Genomic DNA, 24,475 nt, shown 5'->3' with positions numbered 1-24,475 from the left:
CCGACGGCGACGTCCCTCCTCCATGACCTGAACGCCTCCTGCCGACATCGCCTTTAGGCAATCTGCTGCAACAACGTGCTCGTCCGAAGCGGATTGTTATATTATAACAATTCCATGCTCGCCGGAGGATTACCCTGTGTCCGTAGCCATTTCCCCTGCCCGCTCCAACGAGGAGATCGCCAGCCTCGCCGGGGCCAAGGCGGCCCTGCACACCTGGGCCGCAACCGTCGCCACCCGTGATGTGGAAGCCATTCTTGCCCTCTATGCGCCGGACGCCATCCTGGTCCCCACGCTATCCAACGAGGTGCGGGACTGCGAGGACAGCCGGCGGGAGTACTTCCGCAACTTCCTCGCCAACGAAGGACTGGTCTGCGACGTGCAGATCTTCAAGAAAAGGGTCAGCAGCAAGCTCAGCACCGTGGTCGTCGGCGGTCTCTACGTCTTTCACTACCGTGAAGGCGAGCAGGTGATCAGCGTGCCCGCGCGCTTCCTTTTCACCTTCGAGCAGATCGATAGCCGCTGGCTGATCACCGGCCATCACTCCTCCCGGGAGGCCTGACCTAGAGCGGTTGCATTTTGTAAAACTGCAACCCTTGCCGAACGTACCCGAGTTCGAAATCCTGTCTGGGTGACCCGGGCCCCTCTGACGGCGTGTGCCGCCATGTCGAGTCATAGTCTTGAAACTTGACTAAGGAGGGGCTCATGAACGCCCTGCATGAATTTTTCTTCGCCGACTTCCTCGGCACCGCCACCTGGATGTGGCTCACCTTCTTCGCCGTAGTCATCGCCCTTCTGGCCTTCGACCTGGGTGTCCTCCACAAGGAGAACAAGCCCATCGAGGTCAAGGAGAGCCTGCTGCTGTCCGCCGGCTACATAACCGCAGGCCTGCTGTTCGCCCTCTTCGTCTGGCAGCTCAAGGGCGCCGATGCCAGCCTCGACTACGTCACCGGTTTCCTGATCGAGAAGTCGCTGTCCATGGACAACGTCTTCCTGATGGCAGTGATCTTCGGCTTCTTCGCCATCCCGCGTAAGTACCAGCACCGGGTGTTGTTCTGGGGCATCCTCGGGGTGATCGTACTGCGCGCCATCATGATCGGCCTGGGCGCCGCCCTACTCCACCAGTTCGACTGGATCCTCTATGTCTTCGGCGCCTTCCTGGTGATCACCGGGGTCAAGATGCTGTTCGCCAAGGTGGACGAAGAACCCAAGCTCGACGACAACGTCTTCATCAAATTCCTGCGCAAGAAGCTGCGGGTGACCGATGAGCTGCACGGCGAGCACTTCTTCGTGCGCCAGCCCGACGCCAGCGGCAAGACGGTGCTCTGGGTAACGCCGATGTTCCTCGCGCTGATCGTGATCGAATGCGCCGACCTGGTGTTCGCGGTGGACAGTGTGCCGGCGATCTTCGCCATCACCCAGGATCCCTTCATCGTCTACACCTCCAACGTCTTCGCCATCCTCGGCCTGCGCGCCCTGTACTTCGCCCTGGCGGCGATGATCCACCGCTTCGCCTACCTGAAGTACGCCCTGGCGCTGGTGCTGGTGTTCATCGGCTGCAAGATCTTCCTGGTGGGCATCATCGGCAAGATCCCGCCGGCGATCTCCCTGAGCGTGACCCTGGGCCTGCTGGCTGGTGGCGTACTCGTCTCGCTGTACAAGACGCGCGGCGAAGCCAAGCACACCGCCGCCGGTCAGGAGTCACGCGACTCGCTGAATCGGCCTTCGTGAACAGGAGCAGTCGACCATGAACACCAGAGCCATCCTCAGTCTTGCCGGCATCCTCCTGCTGCTCGGCCTCGGCGGTTGCGACAGCGCGGAGAAGGCGGCGGACAGCTTCGCCACCAAGGTGGAAGAAGCCGCCCGCGAACAGGCCCGGGAAACCCTGGGCGGGACCCTCGACGAGCTGAACAAGAAGGTCGACGAGGCCCAGAACCAAGGCCGCGCCTGGCTGGATCAGCACCGGCCAAAGCAGGAAAAGGAAGAGGCAACCCCACCCCGGGCTACCAAGTCGGTGGAGGGCGTCGAAGCCTAAGGCTTTGGTCGCAAGAGCGTGTAGGTCGGGCTGAGACAGCTTCATCGTCGAAGCCCAACAGGGCATACATTGAGGCTGGGCGCTGTTGGGCTTCGCTGCGCTCAACCCAACCTACGGTGTTCCTTTGGGAGCACGGATCGTAGGTTGGGCTGAGACGGTTTCATCGTCGAAGCCCAACAGGGCATGCATCGAAGCTGGGCGCTGTCGGGCTTCGATAACGCTCAACCCAACCTACGGTGCTCCTTTGGCAGCGCGGATTGTAGGTTGGGCTGAGACAGCTCCATCGTCGAAGCCCAACAGGACCCGCACCGAGGCTAGGCGCTGTTGGGCTTCGCTAACGCTCAACCCAACCTACGGTGTTCCTTTGGCAGCGCGGATCGTAGGTTGGGCTGAAACGGCTCCATCGTCGAAGCCCAACAGGGCATGCACCGAGGCTGGACTCTGTTGGGCTTCGCTGCGCTCAACCCAACCTACGGTGATCCCTGATGGCAGCCTGAGGCTCAGTGCACCGCCACGATCTCCTGGCGGTGCACCTTGCCCTCCACCGTCACCGCCACCTCATCACCCTCCTCCCGACCGAGCAGAACCTGCCCCAGGGGGGCGCGGGGCGAGATCACCAGCACCTCCTGGCCGTCCAGCCTGACCTTGAGCCCCGCCGCATCCGGGCCAAGGAACAGCCAGCGGCTGGCCGTCGGGGTGGTCAGCTCGATCAGGGCACCGACGCGGATACCATCGGTCATGGCCACGGGCGTCAACGCCCGGTAGGCGGCCAGCGCCAGCTCGATCTCGTGCAGGCGGCGGCGTTGGCCGTCGGCCAGATAGGCCGCCTCCAGACCACGAGTGTCGTACTTGTTCTCGGCCTTGCTTTCGCTGTGGGTAGCCGCTTCGTGACTGGCCGTCAGCTGTTGGCTGATGACGTCGCGGTCGGCTTCCAGTGCCTGAAGAATGAGGGTGAGCAGTCGTGCCTTGTCCATGAACCGATCGCCGGGCAAAGGGTGCGAGCCTAAGGCCTAACGCCGCATCCTGCCAGCACCCTGGTGCGCCTGTCCGCCCGCCAGAACCCGCGCGCGGCCCATCGGTCAGTACAAGGCAGAATGTAACAGGACATAACAGATGCGTACCCGTACCGGACTCACCCTCCTGGCCCGCGGCGGCTATGCCGCCCGTGGCCTCGTCTACCTCATCATCGGCGTGCTGGCGCTACTGGCCGCACGGGGCTCTGGCCAGCCGGCGGACAGCCATGACAGCCTGGAAGCCCTGCTCGCCCAACCCTTCGGCCACTTCCTAGTCGGCCTGGTGGTGGTCGGCCTGGTGGCCTTCGCGGCCTGGCGCATCCTCCAGGCCATCCGCGATGTCGATGACCATGGCAGCAAGCCCAAGGGCCTGGTGATCCGCGCCGGCCTGCTGGTAGGCGGCATCACCTACGGCGCCCTGGCCTTCTTCGCCCTGGGCCTGCTGGTCAGCGGCCTGCGCCATGGCGGTGGTTCGGGTGGCGACACCAATGACTTTCTGCAGATGCTGCTCAGCTGGCGCTATTCCAACCTGCTGGTGTACGTCGCCGCGCTGATTCCGCTGGGCGTGGGCCTCGCGCATTTCGTGAAGGGCTGGAAGGCCAGCTTCGAGCGCTATCTCGAAGCCAGTCCGGAACAGCTGCGGCTGATCCGCCCCATCGGTCGCTTCGGCCTCATCGCCCGTGGGGTAGCCTTCGTCGAGATTGCCGTCCTGCTGGTGGTCAGCGGCTCGCGCTACCAGGCGCTGCATCCGCCGGGCATGAAGGACGCCCTAAACGGCCTGCAAAATCTGCCCTTCGGCGGACTGGTCCTGTCCGTGGTCGGCCTCGGCCTGATCGCCTTCGCCTGCTACAGCTTCGCAGAAGCCTGGTGGCGGCGCATCGAGATGGACCTGCCGGATGTGGGCGGGTCATTGCGCCAGGTATTGCCACGCTAGACCAGCGCCAGACGTCAACGCCTGGCGCGCCAGTCCGAGCGGGATGGACGATAACCTGATGGCCGTCAGCGCAACGGCCTAGCCATTAATCGGCAATCGCCCCACCTCGGTATGGCGTACCCCGCGCACTCGAACCGGATCACCCAACCGCGACGGGCCGCGGTCAGAAAGCGTTCGAGGGCGCCGTGGACGCGAAAACTGGCCTGGGTCCTGCTTTCACTAAGACAACGTCCGACCCGGGCCAGCGGTGGCTCCGATGAATGACCGCGCTAGGCTTCCACCTGGCTCCACTGCTTGTTCAAGCGCTTGTCCGACACCGGCATCCGGGTCCCCAGTTGCTGGGCCCAGAGCGACACCCGGTACTCTTCCAGCATCCAGCGATAGAGCTCCAGGTTGGCGTCGCGCTTGCCCTCCTGACCATGCTTGGCGGCGCGGGCGCGATACTGCTCCCAGAGTCCGGCCAGTTCGCCGCTCCAGACGCGATCGCGCTGCACCTGGCCGCCGAGCTTGTCGAAACGCTGCTCGATGGCCTTGAGGTAGCGCGGGTATTCCTTGAGCCACTCCAGCGGCGTATCCCGGACGAAGCCGGGATAGACCAGGCTGGCCAATTGCGCCTTGATGTCGTTCAGGGCCACCGCCTGGGCCAGGTCGATGCGGCCCTTGAATTTCTTCTGCAGGCCATGCCAGAGCTTGAGGATCTCCAGGGTCAGGCGTGCGATCCGTTCGGCCTGTTCGGTCCAGCCCGCCTTGCGTCGCTCGGCCAATGAAGCCAGGCCGGCGCCATCGCGGGGCAGCTCGGCTTCGTCGGCGAGGATGGCGGCGTCCAGGCTGGCCAACAGGATGTCTTCCACCAGGGCTTCCGGACGACCCAGTTCGCGGTGCAGCAGGCCCAGCTCGGTGAGGCCGGGCAACTTGCCGCGCAGGAACTTGGCCTGCTCCGTCAGTTGCTGCAGCAGCAGTCGCTGCAGCGCCCGCCGGTGCTGGTAGCGGGCCTCGGCCTGGGTGGCGAAGCGGCCTTCGCGCACCGTGCCCTGCTCGTCCACCAGTGCCGGATAGACCGTCATCGACAGCCCCGCCACCTGCTGCTGGGTCTTGGCCGCCACCTCGGCGAAGGCCTTGGCCTCCACCGGGCGCTGCTCCTGACGCTTCTGTGTCGGTAGCGCCAGGGCCGCCTGGCTTTCCTGGGCGAAGCGCGCCGTCACCTCGGCCAGATCGCGACCTTCCCCCAGCGGCTTGCCCTGAGCATCGACGACTTCGAGATTCATGCGCAGATGCGGATCCAGGCCGGCTTCGGCTTCCGGCCAGGCTTCGTCGGGAATGCGCGCGCCGGTCATGCGCTGCAGTTCACGCCCCAGGGCTTCGTGCAGCGAACCCTCGCCGAAGGGAATCTTGTCCAGGGCGGCGCGAACGAAATCCGGAACCGGGACGAAGTTCTTGCGCAAGGCCTTGGGCAGGTTGCGCACCAGGGCCACGCAGCGATCATAGAGCAACCCCGGCACCAGCCAGTCGAGGCGCTGGGGTGGCAACTGTGGCAATAGCGGCGCGGGCACCCGCAGGGTGACGCCATCGCGGGGATGGGTCGGGTCGAATTCGTAGGACAGCGGCAGGATCAGTTCGCCCAGGCGCAGGGTGTCCGGGTACTGGGCGGCGGTCACCTCGCTGGCTTCGCGGGCGAGGACGTCCTCTTCGCGCATCAGCAAGAGGTCGGGCTGCTTGGCGCTCTCGCGGCGATACCAGCTGTCGAAGGTGGCGGTCTGGTAGACGTCCGCCGGCAGGCGCGCGGCATAGTAGTCGAACAGCGTCTCTTCGTCGGCGAGGATGTCACGGCGCCGCGCCTTGGCCTCCAGCTCGTCCAGGCGTTCCAGCAGGGCGCGGTTGGCCGCCAGGCACTTGGCGCGGCTGTTGATCTCGCCACGCACCAGGCCTTCGCGGATGAACAGCTCGCGGGCAGCAGGCGGATCGATGGGGCCGAAGTGCACCGGGCGGCGGCCGACCACGATCAGGCCATAGAGGGTGACCTGTTCATAGGCCACCACCTGGCCGCGCTTCTTCTCCCAGTGCGGCTCAAGATGGGTCTTCTTGACCAGGTGGCCCGCAACCGGCTCGATCCAGTCCGGTTCGATCTTGGCCACCATGCGGGCGAACAGTTTGGTGGTCTCCACCAGCTCCGCGGCCATGATCCAGGTGGGCTTCTTGCGGCCGATGACGCTGCTGGGATGGATCCAGAAGCGTCGCTGACGCGCGCCCAGGTAGTCGCCATCCTCGCTCCTCTGGCCGATCTGGCTGAGCAGACCGGCGAGAATGGCCTTGTGCAGCGCCGCATAGCCGCGGGCACGCACCGCCGCCTCGTTGGCCTCGGCCTGTTGCTGAGCCTTGGCGTTGACGTGCTTGTCGGTGGTGGGCGCAGGTCTGTTGCCGACCTCCGCGGGTGCCGGCGCCGGACTTTCGGTCTTGCGCGCCTGGAGCCCCAGCTCGCGGCAGAGCAGGGTCAGCTGGCGATGGGCATCGCGCCATTCGCGCAGCCGCAGGTAGTTGAGGAAGTGCTTGCGGCACCAGCTGCGCAGGGCATTGGAACCTAGCGCCTGGCGCTGCTCCTCGAAGCCGTGCCAGAGATTGACCAGGGCGGCAAAATCCGAATCCGGGTCCTTCCACTGGGCGTGGGCTTGATCGGCCTGGGTCTGGCGATCGGCCGGGCGCTCGCGCGGGTCCTGCACCGACAGGGCACTGGTGACGATCAGCACCTCGGCGAGACTGCCCTGCTCCGTCGCCTCCAGCAGCATGCGGCCCAGGCGCGGATCGACGGGAAGGCGCGCCAGCTGCCGGCCCAGGGGTAGCAGGCGGCCTTCGACATCGACCGCCGAGAGCTCCTGCAACAGGGTGAAGCCGTCCTTGATGGCCTTGCCATCCGGCGGCTCGATGAAGGGGAAGTCTTCGATGCGACCCAGGCGCAGATGCAGCATCTGCAGGATCACCGCCGCCAGGTTAGTGCGCAGGATCTCCGGATCGGTAAAGGTCGGCCGTCCCAGGAAGTCTTCTTCGCTGTAGAGGCGAATGCAGATGCCCGGCTCGACCCGTCCGCAGCGGCCCTTGCGCTGGTTGGCGCTGGCCTGGGAGACGGCTTCGATAGGCAACCGCTGGACCTTGGCTCTATAGCTGTAGCGACTGATGCGCGCGGTGCCGCTGTCGATCACGTAGCGAATGCCCGGCACGGTCAGCGAGGTCTCGGCGACGTTGGTGGCCAGCACGATCTTGCGTCCGGGACGCGGCTGGAAGATCTTCTGCTGCTCGGCCGGGGTCAGCCGCGCATAGAGCGGCAAGACCTCGGTGAATTTCAGCTGGGCCTTGCGCAGCACCTCGGCGCAATCGCGGATCTCGCGCTCGCCGGGCAGAAACACCAGCACATCGCCCGGGCGCTGGCCAACGCTGCGCTCGTGGGCCTCGATCTCGTCCAGGGCCTGGAGGATGCCCTGGTCCACGGAGAGGTCGTCCACCAGCCGCTCGCCGTCTTCGTCCACCTCGGCGCTGAGGGGGCGGTACCAGGTATCCACCGGATAGGTCCGCCCGGACACCTCGACGATGGGCGCGCCGTCGAAATGCTGGGAGAAGCGCTCCAGGTCGATGGTGGCCGAGGTGATGATCAGCTTGAGATCGGGTCGGCGCGGCAGCAGGGTCTTGAGAAAGCCCAGCAGGAAATCGATGTTGAGACTGCGCTCGTGGGCCTCGTCGACGATAAGGGTGTCATAGCGTTCGAGAAAGCGGTCGTGCTGGGTCTCGGCCAGCAGGATGCCGTCGGTCATCAGCTTGATCAGGGTGGCGTCGGTGCTCTGGTCTTCGAAGCGCACCTGATAGCCCACCAGCTCGCCCAGCGGCGAACCCAGCTCCTCCGCTACCCGCGCACCCACGCTGCGTGCCGCCAGCCGGCGGGGCTGGGTGTGGCCGATCAGCCCTTGTACACCCCTGCCCAATTCCAGACAGATCTTGGGCAACTGGGTGGTCTTGCCCGAACCGGTCTCGCCGGCGATCACCACCACCTGATGGCCTTCGATGGCGCGCTTGATCTCCTCGCGCTTGGCCGCGATCGGCAGGGCATCGTCGTAACGGATACGCGGCACGCTGGCCCGCCGCGCCTCGACCTTGGCGCAGGAGGCCTGAAAGCGTTCCAGCCACTGGGCCTCGCGGACTGGATCGGGCTGTTTCTGCAAGGCCTGGAGCTGGCGTCTCAGGCGATGGCGATCGGCGTTGAAGGCCTGATCCAGGTTGGCGGCAAGACGGGCAACGGCGGGGGTATCGGTCATGAAACTCTTTCGACGGCGGTCGTTTGGACCGGTAAGTGTAAAAGAGTTGGGGGGTCTGGCGGGGCTTTACAAGAACGGCGGGCGGAAAACCGCCGGGTTGCCTGCCTTTGCGCGACGCCTGGTCGCGCAAAGGCAACACGGGGTCAGAGGCTGTTCAAAGGCTAGCGAGCTAGAGACAAACAAGGCGAAAGTGGCTGAGGAAGCGGAGTCTACAATTAGTAGATGAGCATTCCGAAGCCACTTTCAACGCCGTTTGGCCGACGCGCAGCAGTCTTTGAGCAGTCTCTCAGCGCTTGGCCTGGACGCTGGCTACGTTCAATCCGGCCGGCGGCGTGCGCAGCGCCATGTCGAGGGATTGCAGCGCCTTCCAGGCATCCTGCTGCAGATCGGCCGGATCGGCATGATCGAACTTGATCTTCTCGCCGGCGGCCGGCAGCGGCGGACGGGTGCCGTAGATCAGCGCATAGAACACCGAAGCGGTCAGGTAGGTGCCAGTAAAGGACGGGTGGCTGCCGTCGGGCAGGAACAGCCCCGGCTGCGGCTGATCGGCCAGGGCCTTCTGCCAGGCCTGGCCCACCGGGGCCAGCAGCGCGCCGGTTTCCTTGGCGAGGGGGGTGTAGACGCTGTCCAGCTGCGCCTGCATGGTCGGGTTGTTCTGCCGTGCCCAGGTCAGGTAAAGGATCGGCTGGGCGCCGTCCTTGCGCGCCAGATCGGCGATCAGGCGGACGTACCGACGGGTGAGGTCCGGATTCTTCACCGGCATCATGCTGTGATCCTGGATCACCACGTAGTCGTAGTTGGCCTTGGCCAGCTCGTCCTGCACGTCGTGGCGCTTCCAGTGTTCCTCAAGGCTGGCGCCGCTGAAGGTCACATGCTTGACGTCCAGCGGGCGCGGCTGACCGGCCTCGACGGACATTTGACGGACCATCGCCGGCAGATCGTTGACGAAGGTATAGCTGTTGCCCACGAACAGGACGCGGATGGGTTCACCCGCCTGGACCTGGCCGAGCATGCTGGAGCCCAGCAGGAAGAGACCCAGCAAGGCCTGGCGTACGCAAATTCGCATGGTGTGTCCTCAAGAAGAGAGGTCGAAGAGATGACGGCAAAATGCCGCCTGCGGTTTATACCCGAACCTCTTGCGAAAACCATGCTTGGAAACCGGCGACACCGCTACCAGTCGACGAGAGGTAGCGGCGCAGGGGACATGGTGAAGCCCTGTTACGCCTTCTTGAGTTCGGCGTCACGCAGTTCGCGGCGCAGTATCTTGCCAACGTTGGTGGTTGGCAGGCTGTCGCGGAATTCCACCAGCTTGGGTCGCTTATAGCCGGTGACGTTGTCGTGCATGTGCTTGAGCACCTGCTCGGTGGTCAGGGATGCACCCGGCTTGGGCACCACGAACACCTTGATCTTCTCCCCTGCCACCTCGTCGGGGATGCCGATGGCCGCGCACTGCAGCACCCCGGGTAACTGGGAGAGCACCTCTTCCAGTTCGTTGGGATAGACGTTGAAACCGGACACCAGGATCATGTCCTTCTTGCGATCGACGATGCGCAGATAGCCATCGGGTTCGATGACGGCGATATCGCCGGTGCGCAGCCAGCCTTCGGCGTCCAGGACTTCGGCGGTGGCCTCGGGGCGCAGCCAGTAGCCCTTCATCACCTGAGGCCCCTTGACGCACAGTTCACCGGGGGTGTCGAAGCCCAGGGCCACGCCATCGGCATCCACCACCTTGCAGTCGGTACCTGGTACCGGTACGCCAATGGTTCCCAGCCGGCGACGCTCCAGTGGATTGAAGCTCACCACGGGACTGGTCTCGGTCATGCCGTAGCCTTCGCAGATGCCGCAGCCGGTCACCTCTTCCCAGCGCAGGGCCACGGACTGCTGCAGCGCCATGCCACCGGAGAAGGTCACCTTGAGCTGGGAGAAATCCAGCTGGCGGAACTCCTCGCTGTTGCACAGGGCGGCGAACAGGGTGTTGAGACCAACGAAGCCGTTGAAGCGCCACTGCCTGAGTTCCTTGACCAGCGCGGGCAGGTCGCGGGGATTGGTGATCAGGACGTTGTGGTTACCCTGGATCAGCATGGCCATGCAGTGAATGGTGAAGGCATAGATGTGGTAGAGCGGCAGCGGCGCGATCATGACCTGAGCGCCGCCGCCCAGGTACTTGGTCATCAGCACCTGGCACTGCAGCATGTTGGCCACGAGATTGCGGTGGGTCAGCATGGCGCCCTTGGCGATGCCGGTGGTGCCGCCGGTGTACTGCAGCACGGCGACATCCTCCGCCGCCGGGTCGGCGTCGACGAAATCGACGTGCTCGCCCTTGGTCATGGCATCGACGAAGCGGATGGAATGGGGAATGCGATAGGCCGGCACCATCTTCTTGACGTGGCGGACCACGGCGTTCACCAGCAGGCGCTTGAAGGTCGGCAGCAGGTCGCCGACCTCGGTGATGATGACGTGCCGGATGTCGGTCTGCGGCAGCACCTGTTCGGCCAGGTGCGCCATGTTGGCCAGGCACACCAGCGCCCGGGCGCCGGAATCCTTGAACTGGTGCTGCATCTCACGGGCGGTGTACAGCGGGTTGGTGTTGACCACCACCAGGCCGGCGCGCATGGCGCCAAACACCACCACCGGGTACTGCAGCACATTGGGCATCTGCACGGCGATGCGATCGCCGGGTTGCAGGTCGGTGTGCTTCTGCAGGTAGGCAGCGAACTGACCGGACAGCTCATAGAGTTCGCGGTAGCTCAGCGTCCGCCCGAGATTGCTGAACGCCGGGCGCTCGGCGTAGGTCTGGCAGGCCTCGCGGAATACCGCCAGGACGTTGCGATAACGGTCCAGGTCTATGTCTGTCTGGATGCCCTCGGGATATTTGTCACTCCAGAAATTCGGCATCATGCAGCCCGCTCCCGCTCTATGGTTATTGTTCGTTGGCGTGCCGTGATCAGCGCTGAACCGGCCCTGCGAGCCTAGCAGCTTTGCCCTGCCCGCAACAGCATCAATATCCGCCCTGAACGTCACCTAATGACCATAAAGTCATTTATGGTCACCTTCTCTATCGGCTTTTCCGGGCGTCGATTAGCCTCAGACGACCAGCCTGGGTAGAATGCCCGGCTTCGCGGCGTCTGCCGCCTTGCCACAGCTGCCGGAGCGCCTCATGAGCCTGACCGAAAACATCCCTTATGAAGCCCTCGAGATCGGCCAAAAGGTGACCGTGACCCGCACCATCGAGCAGCGCGACGTGCTGCTGTTCGCCGCCCTCTCCGGGGACTGCAACCCGTTGCACCTGGATGCCAACTTCGCCGCCAAGACGCTGTTTCGCGAGCCCATCGCCCACGGCATGCTCAGTGGCGCCCTGATCAGCGCCGCGGTGGCCTGCAACCTGCCGGGCCCAGGCACTCTTTATGTCGACCAGACCATGACCTTCGAAAAGCCGGTCAAGCTGGGCGATACCCTGACGGTGGAAATCGAGGTGCTGGAAAAGCTGCCGAAGTTTCGCGTGAACCTGGCCACCCGCGTGTTCAACCAACACGGTGACAAGGTCGTCGATGGCGTCGCCAAGGTGGTCGCGCCGCGCAAGGCGGTGCAGGTGCAGCAGGTAGAACTGCCCCCCGTCACCGTCGGCTGATGTTCGGTCACGATCTGCTGCGCGTCGGCCTAACTGCGTTAAAAACGCCTTCGGAATGCTCATTTACTATTTGTAAACTCCGCTTCCTCAGGCGTTTTCGCCTTGTTTGGCTCTAGCTCGCTAGATCGTAAAACATAGTTTAGCAACACCACCTCAACTCAGATCGGTCAGGCCGCGTTGCAGCGGGGCTTGCAGACTGAACTCGCTGAACGCCACTTCCATGCCGCCCCGCTCCGGGGTGCCACAGACCGGACCGACCCGGTATTCCGCGGCGGCTGGCAAGCTGGCCAGGCGCAGCAGCGGCCAGCGCTGACCGTCCAGCGAGGCCTGCACCCGCAGGCTACCCTGGGTCAGGGTGACCCTCAGCCACACCTCTTCCCGCTCGCCCAACGCTGCGCCCACGGCCAGATCCGAACGGCCCTGGGTCAGGACGCTGAGCAGTTGCGGCGTGTCGTCGAAGTAGCCGATGCCAGCGCGCAGCCACTGCTGCTCGTCGATCCGCACCATAAGCCCGGCATGATCGCCCTGGTTCTTGCAGCGCGCCGCGACCCGCACCTGCGCGGTGAAACCACTGGTGACCCGGGCGCCGAAGAAGTGGCCGCTGTGGCGCTCGGCGCCGTCGTGGGTCTGACGCCAGAAGTCACTGTGGCGATCGGTGATGACCCGGAGCCGCTCGGGCTCGGCCAGCCAGGTCTCAGGTTCATTGATCCATTGGCAGATGTCGAACATGGGGCTCTCCTCGCGTGCTCGCGCTTGGAGTCCGGGCTGCCCCGCAAGTTCGTCTAGGCGCCGCCTTTGAGGATGGCGGCGGCGATCTGGTTGAGACCGATTTCCTGCTCCACGGCGCCGAGTTTCATGGCCTCCTTGGGCATGCCGTAGACCACGCAGCTGTCTTCGTCCTGGCCGAGGGTACGGCCGCCGGCTTCGCGTAGTTCCTTGAGGCCACGGGCTCCGTCGTCGCCCATGCCGGTCATGATGATGCCGAGGGCGTTGCTGCCGGCCGCCCGCGCCACCGAGCGGAACAGTACATCCACCGAAGGTCGGTGGCGGCTCACCGGCGGGCCATCGACCACGTCCACGTGGTACTGGGCACCACTGCGCTTGAGCAACATGTGCCGGCCACCCGGGGCGATGAGCACCCGTCCCGGGGTGACGCGATCACCGTGCCGCGCTTCGCGGACCTCAAGGTCGCAGAGGCGATCCAGGCGCTCGGCGAAGGCGGCGGTGAAACGCTCGGGCATATGCTGCACGACGACGATGCCGGGACAGACCCGCGGCAGGGAGGTGAGCACGGCTTCCAGCGCCTGGGTACCCCCGGTGGAGGTGCCCAGCGCCACCAGCCGCTCGGTGGTCCGGGCCATGGCCGTGCCACCGGCGGGTAGGATGACATCGGCGCTGAGCTTGGGCGCTGCCACCACGGGCGCCGCCCGCGGCGCCAGGCGCTTGAGATTGGCGCGGGCTGCCGCCTTGATGGCATGCACCAGGTCTTCGGTCGAGCCCTGGAGGAATTGCTTGAGATTGGCCTGGGGCTTGGTGACGATGCTAACCGCGCCGGCCGCCATGGCCTGCAGGGTGGTGGCAGCGCCCTTCTCGGTGAGGGTGGAGCAGATCACCACCGGGGTCGGCCGCTCGGACATCAGCTTCTTGAGAAAGGTGATGCCGTCCATGCGCGGCATCTCCACGTCCAGCACCAGGACGTCCGGCCATTGCTTGCGCATCTTGTCCATGGCGAACACCGGATCGGCCGCTACGCCGACCACCTCGATGCCCGGATCCAAGGCCAGGCTCTGTGCCAGCACCTGACGCACCACGGCTGAATCGTCGACGATGAGAACCTTGATCTTATTCATTAGGGGTAGTCCGGAGAGGAGGGATTTGCGCTCAGGGTCGCCTGCTGGAGAGAGACAGCGCCCGTGCGCAGATCGAGGATCAACTTGCGGTGCCCGATGCCTTCGACATGGGTCTTGTCGCACCTTAGACCATAGGCGGCCAGCAAGGCGCGCGCGGCCTCCACGTTGCGCTGCCCGATGGACGCCGCCGGCGTGCTCGGCACTCCGGGGAACATGGAGCCACCGCCATAGAGGTGAATGCGATACCCGCGTGGATCGCTGCCATGGCGCGCCATGGCCCTGAGGATCAGATAGAGGGCATCGTCGATGTAATGGCCGTCGCGCCGGGTGGTCTTGGCGCCACCCAGCCGACTGGGCAGCAGGGAGTGGGTCATGCCCCCCAACCGATCACCCGGGTGCCAGAAGACGAAGGACACGCAAGAGCCCAGTACCGTCCGCAGTTGCAGATCGCCACGACCGAAATACCAGTCGCCGGGGGTGAGGAAGCGTTCGCCCACCGCCACGGTGCTCAGATCGGCCGCTGATAGATGGAAGGCGACACCATGCGCAAGGCCTCGGTCACGCCATTGAGGGTTTCCGAATGGCTGATGAAGAAATAGCCACCCGGACGCAGATGGCGGACCAGCCGTTCGACGACCTGGCGCTTGGTGGGCAGATCGAAATAGATCATCACGTTACGCAGAAAGATGACGTCGAATTTGCCCACCTCCGGCAACCGGGTATTGAGGTTGATCTGCATGAAGGAGATGCGCGCCGCCAGTGCCGGATCGACCAGGAAGATGCCGGCGTTGTTACCCACGCCCTTGAAGCAGTAACGCCGCAGCAGCGCCGCGGGAATGCCCTCGGCCTCCTCCAACGGATACTGACCCAGGCGGGCCTTCTCCAGCACGCGCGTGCTGAGGTCAGAGGCGAGCATCTCCCAGGGCTTGTCACCGAGACCTTCGGCCAGGGTCATGGCCAGGGTGTAGGGCTCTTCGCCGGAGGAACAGGCACCGCTCCACAGGCGAAACGGCTGGCTGCCCTTCCAGTTCGGCAGCACCTGGTTGCGCAGGAAGTCGAAATGCTTCGGCTCGCGGAAAAAATAGGTCTCGTTGGTAGTGAGCAGATCCACCGCCATCTGGAATTCCCCCCGATCCTGTTGGATCAGGCGGAAGTAGGCGCCGTAGCTGGGCAGCTGGCGCAGGCGGATGCGCTTGGCCAGCCGTCCACCCACCAGCGGCTTCTTGGCATCGGACATGCTGATGCCCGCGACCTTGAAGATGAGGGAGCGGAATTGCTGGAACTCGGCATCGGTGAGCGCGAGGGCCTCGGACACGCTCATGCTCAGGCAGCCGGAATGGCAGCGAGCTGCTGGTAGTCGTCCTCACCGAGCACGCGCTCGATGTTGAGCAGGATGACGAAGCCGTCGCCCTGCTTGGCCATGCCGAGGATGAAATCGGTGCGCACCCGAGCGCCGAAATCCGGCGCCGGCTCGATGGCATCCGCGCCGATTTCCAGCACCTCGCTGACGGCATCCACCACCACCCCCAGCACCTGGGTGCGCTGCCCGCCCTGCACCTCCAGCACCACGATGCAGCTGCGCCGGGTCACCTCGGTGGGCTGGCCATGAAAACGCACGCCGAGGTCCATCACCGGTACCGCGGCGCCGCGCAGGTTGATCACCCCACGGATCGATGGCGGCAGCATGGGTACGCTGGTCACCGCGCCGTACTCGATGATCTCGCGCACGCAACCGGTGCCCACCGCGTACATGTCGCCGCCCAGCTGGAAGGTAAGAAATTGCCGGGGCAGATCTGCACTACTCATCAGACACTCTCCTCGAAGTGGGCGAAGCCGACCGGGGCCTTGCCCCGGGTGGCAACGGTCAAGGGCGCGGAGCGGAAGGCGGATGCCTTGCGCTTGGCCTTGCCCTGGCTCGAGCCGGTATTCGGGGACAGGCCCGCGTTGACGCCCGGCAGGGCATTGCCCAGGGTGAAGAATTCCATCAGTTGCTGCAGTTGCTCGGCCTGGCCGCTCATCTCCTCTGAGGTGGCCGCCAGCTCTTCCGACGCCGAGGCGTTCTGCTGGGTGAGCTGGCTCAGTTGCAGCATGGCGCTGTTGATCTGATCGACCCCGGCGCTCTGCTCTTCGGAAGCAGCGGTGATCTCCTGCACCAGATCCGAGGTCTTGTTGATCGAGGGGACCATCTCGCTGAGCAGAGTACCGGCACGCTCGGCCAGGGCGACGCTGTTCTTGGCGACCTCACCGATCTCCTGGGCGGCCACCTGGCTGCGTTCGGCCAGCTTGCGCACCTCGGCCGCCACCACCGCGAAGCCCTTGCCGTGCTCGCCGGCGCGGGCCGCTTCGATGGCGGCGTTGAGCGCCAGCAAGTTGGTCTGGTAGGCGATGGCGTCGACGATGCCGATCTTGTCGGCGATGGTCTTCATCGCCACCAGGGTATCGCGCACCGCCTCGCCACCCTCGCCCGCTTCCCGCGCGGCCTTGCCGGCCATGCCGTCGGTGACCCGGGCGTTCTCGGTGTTCTGGGCGATGGAGGCCGACATCTGCTCGATGCTGGCACTGGTCTCCTCGACCGAGGCAGCCTGCTCGGTGCTGGCCTGGCTCATGCTCTGGGCGGTGGCCGAGACCTCTTCGGAGGCACTGGCCAGGGAATCGGCGTTGCCGCGTACCTCGCCGATGATCTGCCCGAGGCGTTCGGTCATGCCGCGGATGGCCGCCAGCATGCTGGTGGTATCGCCCTCGCGGGTCTCCACCACGACGCTCAGATCGCCGCGGGCGACCCGACTGACCACATCGGCGGCATAGGCCGGCTCGCCGCCCAGCTGGCGGATGAGGCTGCGGGCGATCAGGTAGCCCATGGCGACCGACATCAGCAGCGCCACGGCACCCAGGACGATCATCAGGTTGCGGGCGTCCACATAGGCGGCGGTCGCGGCTTCGCCGGACTCGATCATGCGCTGGGCCTGGAGGTCATTGAGCTGATTGACCGCGGTGACCAGCTCGTTGTTGTTGGGGGCGAAGACGTTGAGCAGATAGTCACGCGCCTGCCCATGGTCGACGTCCAGCAGGCGGAAGAATTCGCTGTACTTGTCCTGCAGGCGCTGGCGGCTTTCCAGCACGGCCTTGAGCTTCTGCTTGCCTTCGTCGCTCTGGATCTTCTTGCCCAGGTCGGTGAGGATGTCGCCGTTCTCGGTGCGAATCCGCTTGATCTCGTCGAGGGTCTTGGCACGCTGGTCAGCGCCGTCCTGCAGCAGCAGGTTACGCATCTGGCGGCCGGAATCCAGGGTGTTGCGGGCCAGGGTGTTGGCCTGCACCGTCATGGGAAAGCGATACTGCGACATGGAGTCAGCGGCGTCCCTCATCGTCCCCATGTTCAGCAGCGCCACGCCGATGGTCAGCAGCAGCATGAGGATGGCGGCGCCGAAGCCCAGCATCAATTTGGTCGAAACACGCATCTTGTTCAGCATGGAATGACTTCCTAATGGTTACTGCCTAGTTCTTCGGCCTAGCCCTGGCCTTCTTTAACCGTTCTGCTATCTAGCACTTACCGCGTGTCCGCTCTGGAATGCGCCTCATCCGTTGCTCGACAGGGCCTTTGCAGCGCGACTCAGCAATACCAAGGCCTAGCCTGGCTGGCGTGTGTGCCACTTCCTTTCCACAAGGAAACGAAGCGTTACCCCTGGTCCGCAGCCGTCCATTCGGTTAGCACGGCGACCTAGCCAGCCGATCAATCGGTGGCATTACCGCCAAGGGGCGCGTCAGCCGGCGCAGCGGCGCCAGCCGATGGCTGTTCAGCCAGGCCACGGCATGGCGCCTAGGCGCTATTCACCGAAGCGTGTGAAACCTTCTGGAAAGCGAGCGTTCGCCGTCTCGCCACGACCGGACGCTAGCGGATGATGGGACCTCGGCAACGACGGCCGGACGTGTTCCAGCGCGCGATCCAGATCGCGCATGGCGCGCCCCTTTCCGGTATGGAAGAAGTTCATGAGTCGTTGCAGCTGTTCGGCCTGGCCGCTCATCTCTTCGGCCGTGGCCGCCAGCTCTTCCGACGCCGAGGCATTCTGCTGGGTGATCTGATTGAGTTGCAGCATGGCAGCGTTGATCTGCCCTGCCCCGCCGCTCTGTTCGTCGCTGGCCGCGGCGATCTCCTGTACCAGGCCCGAGGTCTTGGTGATGGAAGGGACGATCTGATCCAGCAGGGTGCCGGCGCGTTCGGCCAAGGCCACGCTGTTCTTGGCCACGGCACCAATTTCCTGGGCCGCCACCTGGCTGCGCTCGGCCAACTTGCGCACCTCGGCGGCCACCACCGCGAAGCCACGACCGTGCTCCCCGGCCCGCGCCGCCTCGATGGCCGCGTTGAGCGCCAGCAGATTGGTCTGGTAGGCGATGTCGTCGACAATACCGATCCGGTCGGCGATGGTCTTCATCGCCACGGTGGTATCACGGACCGCAGCACCACCCTCTTGCGCCTCCTGGGCCGCCTTACCGGCCATGCCGTCGGTAACCTTCGCATTTTCCGAATTCTGCGCGATGGACGCCGACATCTCTTCGATGCTGGCACTGGCTTCTTCCACGGATGCCGCCTGCTCGGTGCTGGCCTGGCTCATGCTCTGAGCGGTGGCGGAGATCTCCTCCGAGGCACTCGCCAGGGCATCGGCCGACAACCGCACCTCTCCGATGATCTGGTTGAGCTTGTCGACGGTGCCGTTGATGGAATTCTTCAGCTCCAGCAACTGGCCCTGGTAGTCGCCCTGAACGGTACGACTCAGATCCCCCTCCGCTAGCCTGGCCATCACGCCCATGGCCTCGTTCACCGGGGCGACAATGGCGTCCAAGGTACCGTTGATGCCAGCGACGATTCGACGGAAATCGCCCTGATGCAGGCTGACATCGGCGCGCGTATCGAGGCGACCGGCCATGGCCGCCTCGCTGAGGTGCTGGGCGTCATCGATCAGACGCTGGATATTGATCCGAACCTGTTCGACGTTGTCGTTGATGAAGGCCTTCTTGCCGGGGAAGCGCTCCAGCGGCGCCGAGAGATCGCCTTCGCCGAAGGCCTTGATGCAGGCCATGGCCTTCTTCTTCACCGCGATATGACCGGCGACCATGGCATTGATGCCAGCGGCGATTTCGCGATAGGAGCCCTGGAAGCGTTCGGCGTCGATACTGACGTCGATGTCGCCGGCATCATGCTCTTGGGACATCCGCTGCATCTCCGCCATCAACCCCTGCAGATTGCCCCGCAGCTGCTCGATGTGGGCGTTGATGAAGGCTTTCTTGCCCGGGAAGGCCTCCAGCGGCGCCGTCAGGTCGCCCTCGCCAAAGGCCTTGACGCAGGCCATGGCCTTCTTCTTGACCTGGATATGACTGTCGACCAGCGCGTTGATACCGCTGGCCATCTCGGCAAAGGCGCCCTGCAGGCCCTGGGCTTCGATGCAAACCTCGATATCGCCGATGGCATGCTCGTGGGACATCCGCTGCAATTCGCCCTGCAGGGTCTGCAGACTGCCGCGCAGTTCTTCGACACTGGCGTTGATGAAGCCCTTCTGCCCGGGATAGGGATCGAGCTTCGCCGTGAAATCGCCAGCGGCGATCGCGCTGACGCAGGCCATGGCACGTCTTTGCTCGTCCTGCTGCAGTTGCAGCGTGCCAGCGTACTGCTCCAACCAGTCGCGATAGCAACCCGGAAACGCCCTGGCATTGGAGCGACCGTCTAGGTGACCTCGCGCCTGCTCCGTGTTGATGCGTCCCCACTCGGCATCCACTTCGCGCAGGGTCGCCACCAGCCCGGCCAGTTGCGCCAACAGGCTCTGGGTATCCCCTTCGCGCAACGGCAACTGGCGTGGAAACTCACCACGCGCGAGCTGTGCCACCACCTGGGCGGCAACCCGCGGATCGGCGCCAAGCTGACGCTGCAAGGTGCGCATGATGAACCCGCCACCGAGGACCACTACGCCCAGGGCAGCCAGGCCCAGTACGCCCACCAGCCACTGGGCCGAACCGACACCTGGGCCACCCAAAGCTTTCAGCTGATAACAGGCCGCCCCCACTACCAGAAGCAGGGCTACGGCCATGCTCAGTACCGACCACACCACTCGAGTCCGTAGCGAGAACATCAACTGCATGTTGCGCTTCCTTTTTCCTGTCTTTTCTGAGTCTTTGCATCAGGGATCCAGCGGCGCTCAGCTGGTACTACGCGCGGCCAGGCCGGCCAGTTCTTCGATATCCAGCACCCGCGGGACATCGAGGACGACGACGAAGCCGCTGCCCGACTTGACCATGCCGGCGATGAAGTCCGGGCGCAGGCGACTACCGAAGCTGGGCGCCGGGCGGATGTCGCCGGGGGCGATCTCCAGCACCTCGCTGACCGCATCGACGACCACGCCAAGCACCTGCAGGTCATCGCCCGTGGGCACCTCCAGGATGACGACGCAGGTCCGTGGCCCGACCTGGGTCGGACTACCGCCGAAGCGTGCCTCCAGATCGATCACCGGCACCACCGCCCCGCGCAGGTTGATGACGCCGCGGATGCACGCCGGCATCCGCGGAACCTGGGTGAGCTGGCCGAACTCGAGAATCTCGCGCACGGCCAGGGTATCCACCGCATAGGTCTCTTCCTGCACGACAAAGGTCAGGTGCTGGTGACCCAGGGTGTCTTGCTCTAGATCGGAGATCGTCAGGGCGTTCATGGGTTACTCCGAGAAACGTACGTAGCCTTCCGGCAGGCGACCACCGGCGGCGGACTGGGAACGGACGGCGACTTGCGGACTGCGCGGAGCGGCTGGCCGAGCCCGCTCCATGGCCCGTTCCAGATCCTGTACCGCACGGCCTTCACCGGTGTGGAAGAAGCCCATCAGCTGCTGCAGTTGCTCGGCCTGGCCGCTCATTTCCTCGGCAGTGGCCGCCAACTCTTCCGAGGCCGAGGCGTTCTGCTGAGTCAGCTGATTCAACTGCAGCATAGCCCCGTTGATCTGACTTACCCCGCTGCTCTGCTCTTCGCTGGCCGCAGCGATCTCCTGCACCAGATCCGAGGTCTTGCCGATGGAGGGCACGATCTGGTCCAGCAGGGTGCCGGCACGCTCGGCCAGGGCCACGCTGTTCTTGGCCACGTCGCCGATCTCCTGGGCCGCGACCTGGCTGCGCTCGGCCAGCTTGCGCACCTCGGCCGCCACCACCGCGAAGCCCTTGCCGTGCTCGCCGGCGCGGGCCGCTTCGATGGCCGCGTTGAGCGCCAGCAGATTGGTCTGGTAGGCGATGGCGTCGACGATGCCGATCTTGTCGGCGATGGTCTTCATCGCCACCGTGGTGTCACGCACCGCTTCACCACCCTCGCCCGCTTCCCGCGCGGCCTTGCCGGCCATGCCGTCGGTGACCCGGGCATTCTCGGTGTTCTGGGCGATGGAGGCCGACATCTGCTCGACACTGGCACTGGTCTCCTCGACCGAAGCGGCCTGCTCGGTACTGGCCTGGCTCATGCTCTGGGCGGTGGCGGAGATCTCTTCCGAGGCACTGGCCAGGGCATCGGCCGACAACCGGACCTCGCCGATGATCTGGTTCAGCTTGCCGACGGTGCCGTTGATGGACGTCTTCAGCTCGTGCAACTGGCCCTGGTAATCACCCTGAACGGTGCGACTCAGGTCGCCTTCGGCCAGCCCGGACATCACCGCCATGGCTTCGTTGACCGGGGCGACGATGGCATCCAAGGTACCGTTGATGCCGGCGACGATGCGACGGAAATCGCCCTGGTGAGCACTGGCATCGGCACGATTGTCGAGACGACCGGCCATGGCCGCCTGGCTCAGCTGGTTGGCGTCCTCGACCAGACGCTGGATATTGCCGCGCACCTGCTCGAGGTTGTCGTTGATCACCGCCTTCTGGCCGGGGAAGCGCTCCAGCGGCACCGACAGATCGCCTTCGCCAAAGCTCTTGACGCAAGCCATGGCCTTGGCGGAATCGCTGAGATGACCGGCAACCATGCCGTTGACGCCTTCGGCCATGCTGCGATAGGCACCCTGGAAACGGTCCGCCGGAATGCGGACCACGGTTTCGCCGCGGTCATGGGCAGTCGACATGCTGGTCATTTCGGTGATCAGCCCGCGCAGGGTGGTAACCATGTTCTGCATGGCCGCCATCAGGCTGGTCTTGTCGTCGCCCCGCAGCTTGATGTCGTCGGGCAGATCGCCTGCAGCCACGCGGCCGGCCAAGGTGGCGACCACGGAGGGCTCACCACCCAGCTGACGCAGCAGATTGCGAGTGATGAAGAAACCCAGCAGGGCAATGGCCAGCAGGGTCGCCAGGGCGATGGACAGGGCCAGCCAGGTGGCCTCGACCTTGGTCTTCTGGGCGACTTGCACGCCCTGCTGCGCCAGGGTCTGGTTGTAACTGACGTGCTCGTCGAGGGCCTTGTTGATGGCGAGCATCACGTCGGTACGGCTGCGCATCAGGTTCTGGGCGTCGTCGTTGCGATTCTGCCGCGACAGGGCAATGACCTGCTCGCCCAGGCTGAACAGGGCATTGAAGGCGGCCTGATCGGTTGCCAGCAGTGTGCGATCGCGATCATCCGAAACCAACGCATCGTACTTGCCGAGGTTCTGGCCGATGCGCTCCTTGGCCGCGGCCAGGTCCTGCTCGGCGGTGGTCATGGCTTCGCTGCTGGTCGCCAGCACGTGACGATAGATGCCTACCACGTAGTCGGAGCGGCTATCGTTGATCTCGCCGAGCGCCTTCAAACTGGGCACGGTGTTGTCGTTGCCATAGTTGGCGGCCTGGAACACCTGGTCGATTTCGTATTGGCCAGTGCCGGCCAGCACAATGATGCCCAATAGCGCGGACAGCACCAGCAGCAGCATTTTCTTTATGACAGTCATGTCGGTAGTCTCAAAAAGGCCACCCGCAGGTGGCCATAGGATAAGGGGTCAGGAATCGAAGGGGGCGTAGCCTTCAGGTACGCCACCCGCGGTGCCATTGCGCAAGAGCTTGCCAGGGACCCGCGCCGTCCTTGGCCGTGTGGCTTCCAGCGCTCGATCCAAGTCCTGCACCACACGGCCTTCGCCGGTGTGGAAGAAGCCCATCAGCCGTTGCAGTTGCTCGGCCTGGCCGCTCATTTCCTCGGCAGTGGCCGCCAGCTCCTCCGAGGCCGAGGCGTTCTGCTGGGTCAGTTGGTTCAGTTGCAGCATGGCGCCGTTGATCTGACTCACCCCGCTGCTCTGCTCTTCGCTGGCCGCAGCGATCTCCTGCACCAGCTCCGAGGTCTTGCCGATGGAGGGCACGATCTGGTCCAGCAGGGTGCCGGCACGCTCGGCCAGGGCCACGCTGTTCTTGGCCACGTCGCCGATCTCCTGGGCCGCGACCTGACTGCGTTCGGCCAGCTTGCGCACCTCGGCCGCCACCACCGCGAAGCCCTTGCCGTGCTCGCCGGCGCGGGCCGCTTCGATGGCCGCGTTGAGCGCCAGCAGATTGGTCTGGTAGGCAATGGCGTCGACGATGCCGATCTTGTCGGCGATGGTCTTCATTGCCACCGTGGTGTCACGTACCGCTTCACCACCCTCGCCCGCCTCTCGCGCGGCCTTGCCGGCCATGCCGTCGGTGACCCGGGCATTCTCGGTGTTCTGGGCGATGGAGGCCGACATCTGCTCGACGCTGGCACTGGTCTCTTCCACCGAAGCGGCCTGTTCGGTACTGGCCTGGCTCATGCTCTGGGCGGTGGCGGAGATCTCTTCCGAGGCACTGGCCAGGGCATCGGCCGACAGCCGTACGTCGCCGATGATCTGGTTCAGCTTGGCGACGGTGCCGTTGATGGAATTCTTCAATTCCAGCAGCTGACCCTGGTAGGCGCCCTGGACGGTACGGCTCAGGTCACCCTGGGCCAGACCGGCCATCACGCCCATGGCCTCGTTGACCGGGGCGACGATGGCGTCCAGGGTGCCGTTGATGCCGGCGACGATACGGCGGAAATCGCCCTGGTGGGCACTGGCGTCGGCACGGCTATCGAGGCGCCCGGCCATGGCCGCCTGGCTCAGCTGGGCGGCGTCTTCGACCAGGCGCTGGATGTTGCCGCGGACCTGCTCGAGGTTGTCGTTGATCACTGCCTTCTGCCCAGGGAAGCGTTCCAGCGGCACCGAAAGATCGCCTTCGCCAAAGCTCTTCACACAGGCCATGGCCTTGCGCGAATCCTCCAGGTGCCCGGCGACCATGGCATTGACGCCTTCGGCCATGTTGCGGAAGGTACCCTGGAAACGCTCCACCGGAATGCGCGCGTCCGTCGCGCCGCGATCATGGGCCTCGGACAGCTGCACCATTTCCGCGACCAGGCGCTGGATGTTGCCGCGCACCTGTTCGAGGTTGTCGTTGATCACCGCCTTCTTGCCGGGGAAACGTTCCAGCTCGGCCGCCAGATCGCCTTCGCCAAAGCTCTTCACGCAGGCCATGGCCTTGTGGGAATCCTCCAGGTGACCGGCGACCATCGCATTGACCCCTTCGGCGACGTTGCGGAAGGCCCCCTGGAATCGCTCCTGCGGCAAGCGCGCGTCCGTCTCGCCGCGATCATGCTCGACGGCCATGGTGGTCATCTCCTGCACCAGGCCGCGCAGGGTCAGCACCATGCGCTGCATGGCGGCCATCAGGCTGGAATCGTCGCCAGCGCGTAGCTGCAGATCGTCGGGCAGGTCGCCTGCGGCCGTGCGGTTGGCGACCTTGGCCACCTCGGCCGGCTCGCCGCCCAGCT

The 24,475-nt window shown here is 64.9% G+C and carries 18 protein-coding genes and 2 pseudogenes; 5 read left to right on the top strand and 15 right to left on the bottom strand.

Features of this window, described 5'->3' with window-relative positions; translation table 11 throughout:
• Positions 1-136: 136 nt before the first annotated feature.
• The 3 genes from V6W80_RS08720 (at position 137) to V6W80_RS08710 (ending at position 2,032) form a co-directional block, all read left to right on the top strand.
• Positions 137-559: a DUF4440 domain-containing protein gene (locus V6W80_RS08720; protein ID WP_338546630.1), complete on the top strand. Its 423-nt coding sequence runs from the start codon at positions 137-139 to the stop codon at positions 557-559.
• A 143-nt stretch (positions 560-702) separates the two neighbouring features.
• The gene (locus V6W80_RS08715) at positions 703-1,728 is read left to right on the top strand and encodes a TerC family protein (protein WP_338546628.1); all 1,026 of its coding nucleotides are present in this window, start codon (positions 703-705) and stop codon (positions 1,726-1,728) included.
• Positions 1,729-1,744: 16 nt separating this feature from the next.
• Positions 1,745-2,032, top strand: a complete 288-nt coding sequence (locus V6W80_RS08710; RefSeq protein ID WP_338546626.1) for a hypothetical protein — start codon at positions 1,745-1,747, stop codon at positions 2,030-2,032.
• Between the two features lie 500 nt (positions 2,033-2,532).
• Here the strand turns inward: V6W80_RS08710 and V6W80_RS08705 are convergent, their stop codons facing one another.
• Positions 2,533-3,006, bottom strand: coding sequence for a GreA/GreB family elongation factor (locus V6W80_RS08705; protein WP_026084046.1), 474 nt, complete (start codon positions 3,004-3,006; stop codon positions 2,533-2,535).
• Positions 3,007-3,145: 139 nt separating this feature from the next.
• On the opposite strand from V6W80_RS08705, the gene V6W80_RS08700 reads away from it, so the two are divergent.
• Positions 3,146-3,979 (top strand): DUF1206 domain-containing protein, encoded by an 834-nt coding sequence (locus V6W80_RS08700; protein WP_338546625.1) that lies wholly within the window; start codon positions 3,146-3,148, stop codon positions 3,977-3,979.
• A 269-nt stretch (positions 3,980-4,248) separates the two neighbouring features.
• Here the strand turns inward: V6W80_RS08700 and hrpA are convergent, their stop codons facing one another.
• The 3 genes from hrpA to V6W80_RS08685 all read right to left on the bottom strand — a co-directional run bounded on the left by hrpA (position 4,249) and on the right by V6W80_RS08685 (position 11,172).
• Complete coding sequence (gene hrpA / locus V6W80_RS08695; RefSeq protein ID WP_338546623.1) at positions 4,249-8,274, bottom strand: ATP-dependent RNA helicase HrpA; 4,026 nt, start codon at positions 8,272-8,274, stop codon at positions 4,249-4,251.
• Between the two features lie 286 nt (positions 8,275-8,560).
• The gene (locus V6W80_RS08690; RefSeq protein WP_160923073.1) at positions 8,561-9,340 is read right to left on the bottom strand and encodes an SGNH/GDSL hydrolase family protein; all 780 of its coding nucleotides are present in this window, start codon (positions 9,338-9,340) and stop codon (positions 8,561-8,563) included.
• 152 nt (positions 9,341-9,492) lie between these two features.
• Positions 9,493-11,172, bottom strand: a complete 1,680-nt coding sequence (locus V6W80_RS08685; protein WP_017642764.1) for a long-chain fatty acid--CoA ligase — start codon at positions 11,170-11,172, stop codon at positions 9,493-9,495.
• A gap of 259 nt (positions 11,173-11,431) precedes the next feature.
• On the opposite strand from V6W80_RS08685, the gene V6W80_RS08680 reads away from it, so the two are divergent.
• The gene (locus tag V6W80_RS08680; protein ID WP_338546621.1) at positions 11,432-11,902 is read left to right on the top strand and encodes a MaoC family dehydratase; all 471 of its coding nucleotides are present in this window, start codon (positions 11,432-11,434) and stop codon (positions 11,900-11,902) included.
• A gap of 153 nt (positions 11,903-12,055) precedes the next feature.
• Here V6W80_RS08680 and V6W80_RS08675 read toward each other — a convergent pair whose 3' ends face one another.
• The 11 genes and pseudogenes from V6W80_RS08675 to V6W80_RS08625 form a co-directional block, all read right to left on the bottom strand.
• The gene (locus V6W80_RS08675; protein WP_338546619.1) at positions 12,056-12,631 is read right to left on the bottom strand and encodes a DUF1349 domain-containing protein; all 576 of its coding nucleotides are present in this window, start codon (positions 12,629-12,631) and stop codon (positions 12,056-12,058) included.
• Between the two features lie 53 nt (positions 12,632-12,684).
• The gene (locus V6W80_RS08670) at positions 12,685-13,752 is read right to left on the bottom strand and encodes a protein-glutamate methylesterase/protein-glutamine glutaminase (protein WP_017642761.1); all 1,068 of its coding nucleotides are present in this window, start codon (positions 13,750-13,752) and stop codon (positions 12,685-12,687) included.
• Positions 13,752-14,249 carry a chemotaxis protein CheD gene (locus V6W80_RS08665; protein WP_231356310.1) on the bottom strand — a complete coding sequence of 166 codons (498 nt, stop codon included), beginning with the start codon at positions 14,247-14,249 and terminating at the stop codon, positions 13,752-13,754. Before V6W80_RS08665 ends, V6W80_RS08670 begins: the two co-directional genes overlap by 1 nt.
• Before the next feature lie 11 nt (positions 14,250-14,260).
• Positions 14,261-15,073 (bottom strand): CheR family methyltransferase, encoded by an 813-nt coding sequence (locus V6W80_RS08660; protein ID WP_064307176.1) that lies wholly within the window; start codon positions 15,071-15,073, stop codon positions 14,261-14,263.
• A 2-nt stretch (positions 15,074-15,075) separates the two neighbouring features.
• Positions 15,076-15,558, bottom strand: a complete 483-nt coding sequence (locus tag V6W80_RS08655; RefSeq protein ID WP_160923070.1) for a chemotaxis protein CheW — start codon at positions 15,556-15,558, stop codon at positions 15,076-15,078.
• Positions 15,558-17,219: a methyl-accepting chemotaxis protein gene (locus V6W80_RS08650; protein ID WP_338546617.1), complete on the bottom strand. Its 1,662-nt coding sequence runs from the start codon at positions 17,217-17,219 to the stop codon at positions 15,558-15,560. Before V6W80_RS08650 ends, V6W80_RS08655 begins: the two co-directional genes overlap by 1 nt.
• A gap of 354 nt (positions 17,220-17,573) precedes the next feature.
• Positions 17,574-19,877: a methyl-accepting chemotaxis protein gene (locus V6W80_RS24035; RefSeq protein WP_430707798.1), complete on the bottom strand. Its 2,304-nt coding sequence runs from the start codon at positions 19,875-19,877 to the stop codon at positions 17,574-17,576.
• A gap of 57 nt (positions 19,878-19,934) precedes the next feature.
• Positions 19,935-20,441 (bottom strand): chemotaxis protein CheW, encoded by a 507-nt coding sequence (locus V6W80_RS08635; protein ID WP_017642755.1) that lies wholly within the window; start codon positions 20,439-20,441, stop codon positions 19,935-19,937.
• A 152-nt stretch (positions 20,442-20,593) separates the two neighbouring features.
• Positions 20,594-21,311: pseudogene (locus V6W80_RS24030) on the bottom strand (methyl-accepting chemotaxis protein); the annotation flags it as partial.
• A 57-nt stretch (positions 21,312-21,368) separates the two neighbouring features.
• A pseudogene (locus V6W80_RS24025) lies at positions 21,369-22,601 on the bottom strand (MCP four helix bundle domain-containing protein); the annotation flags it as partial.
• 66 nt (positions 22,602-22,667) lie between these two features.
• Positions 22,668-24,272 carry a methyl-accepting chemotaxis protein gene (locus V6W80_RS08625; RefSeq protein ID WP_430707806.1) on the bottom strand — a complete coding sequence of 535 codons (1,605 nt, stop codon included), beginning with the start codon at positions 24,270-24,272 and terminating at the stop codon, positions 22,668-22,670.
• Between the last annotated feature and the right edge of the window lie 203 nt (positions 24,273-24,475).

The organism is Pseudomonas benzopyrenica, assembly GCF_036884265.1.
In the GTDB taxonomy this organism is placed as follows: Bacteria; Pseudomonadota; Gammaproteobacteria; order Pseudomonadales; family Pseudomonadaceae; genus Chryseomonas; species Chryseomonas benzopyrenica.
The sequence above is the reverse complement of the archived record's forward strand: the minus strand, read 5'-3'. Positions and strand labels throughout refer to the sequence as shown.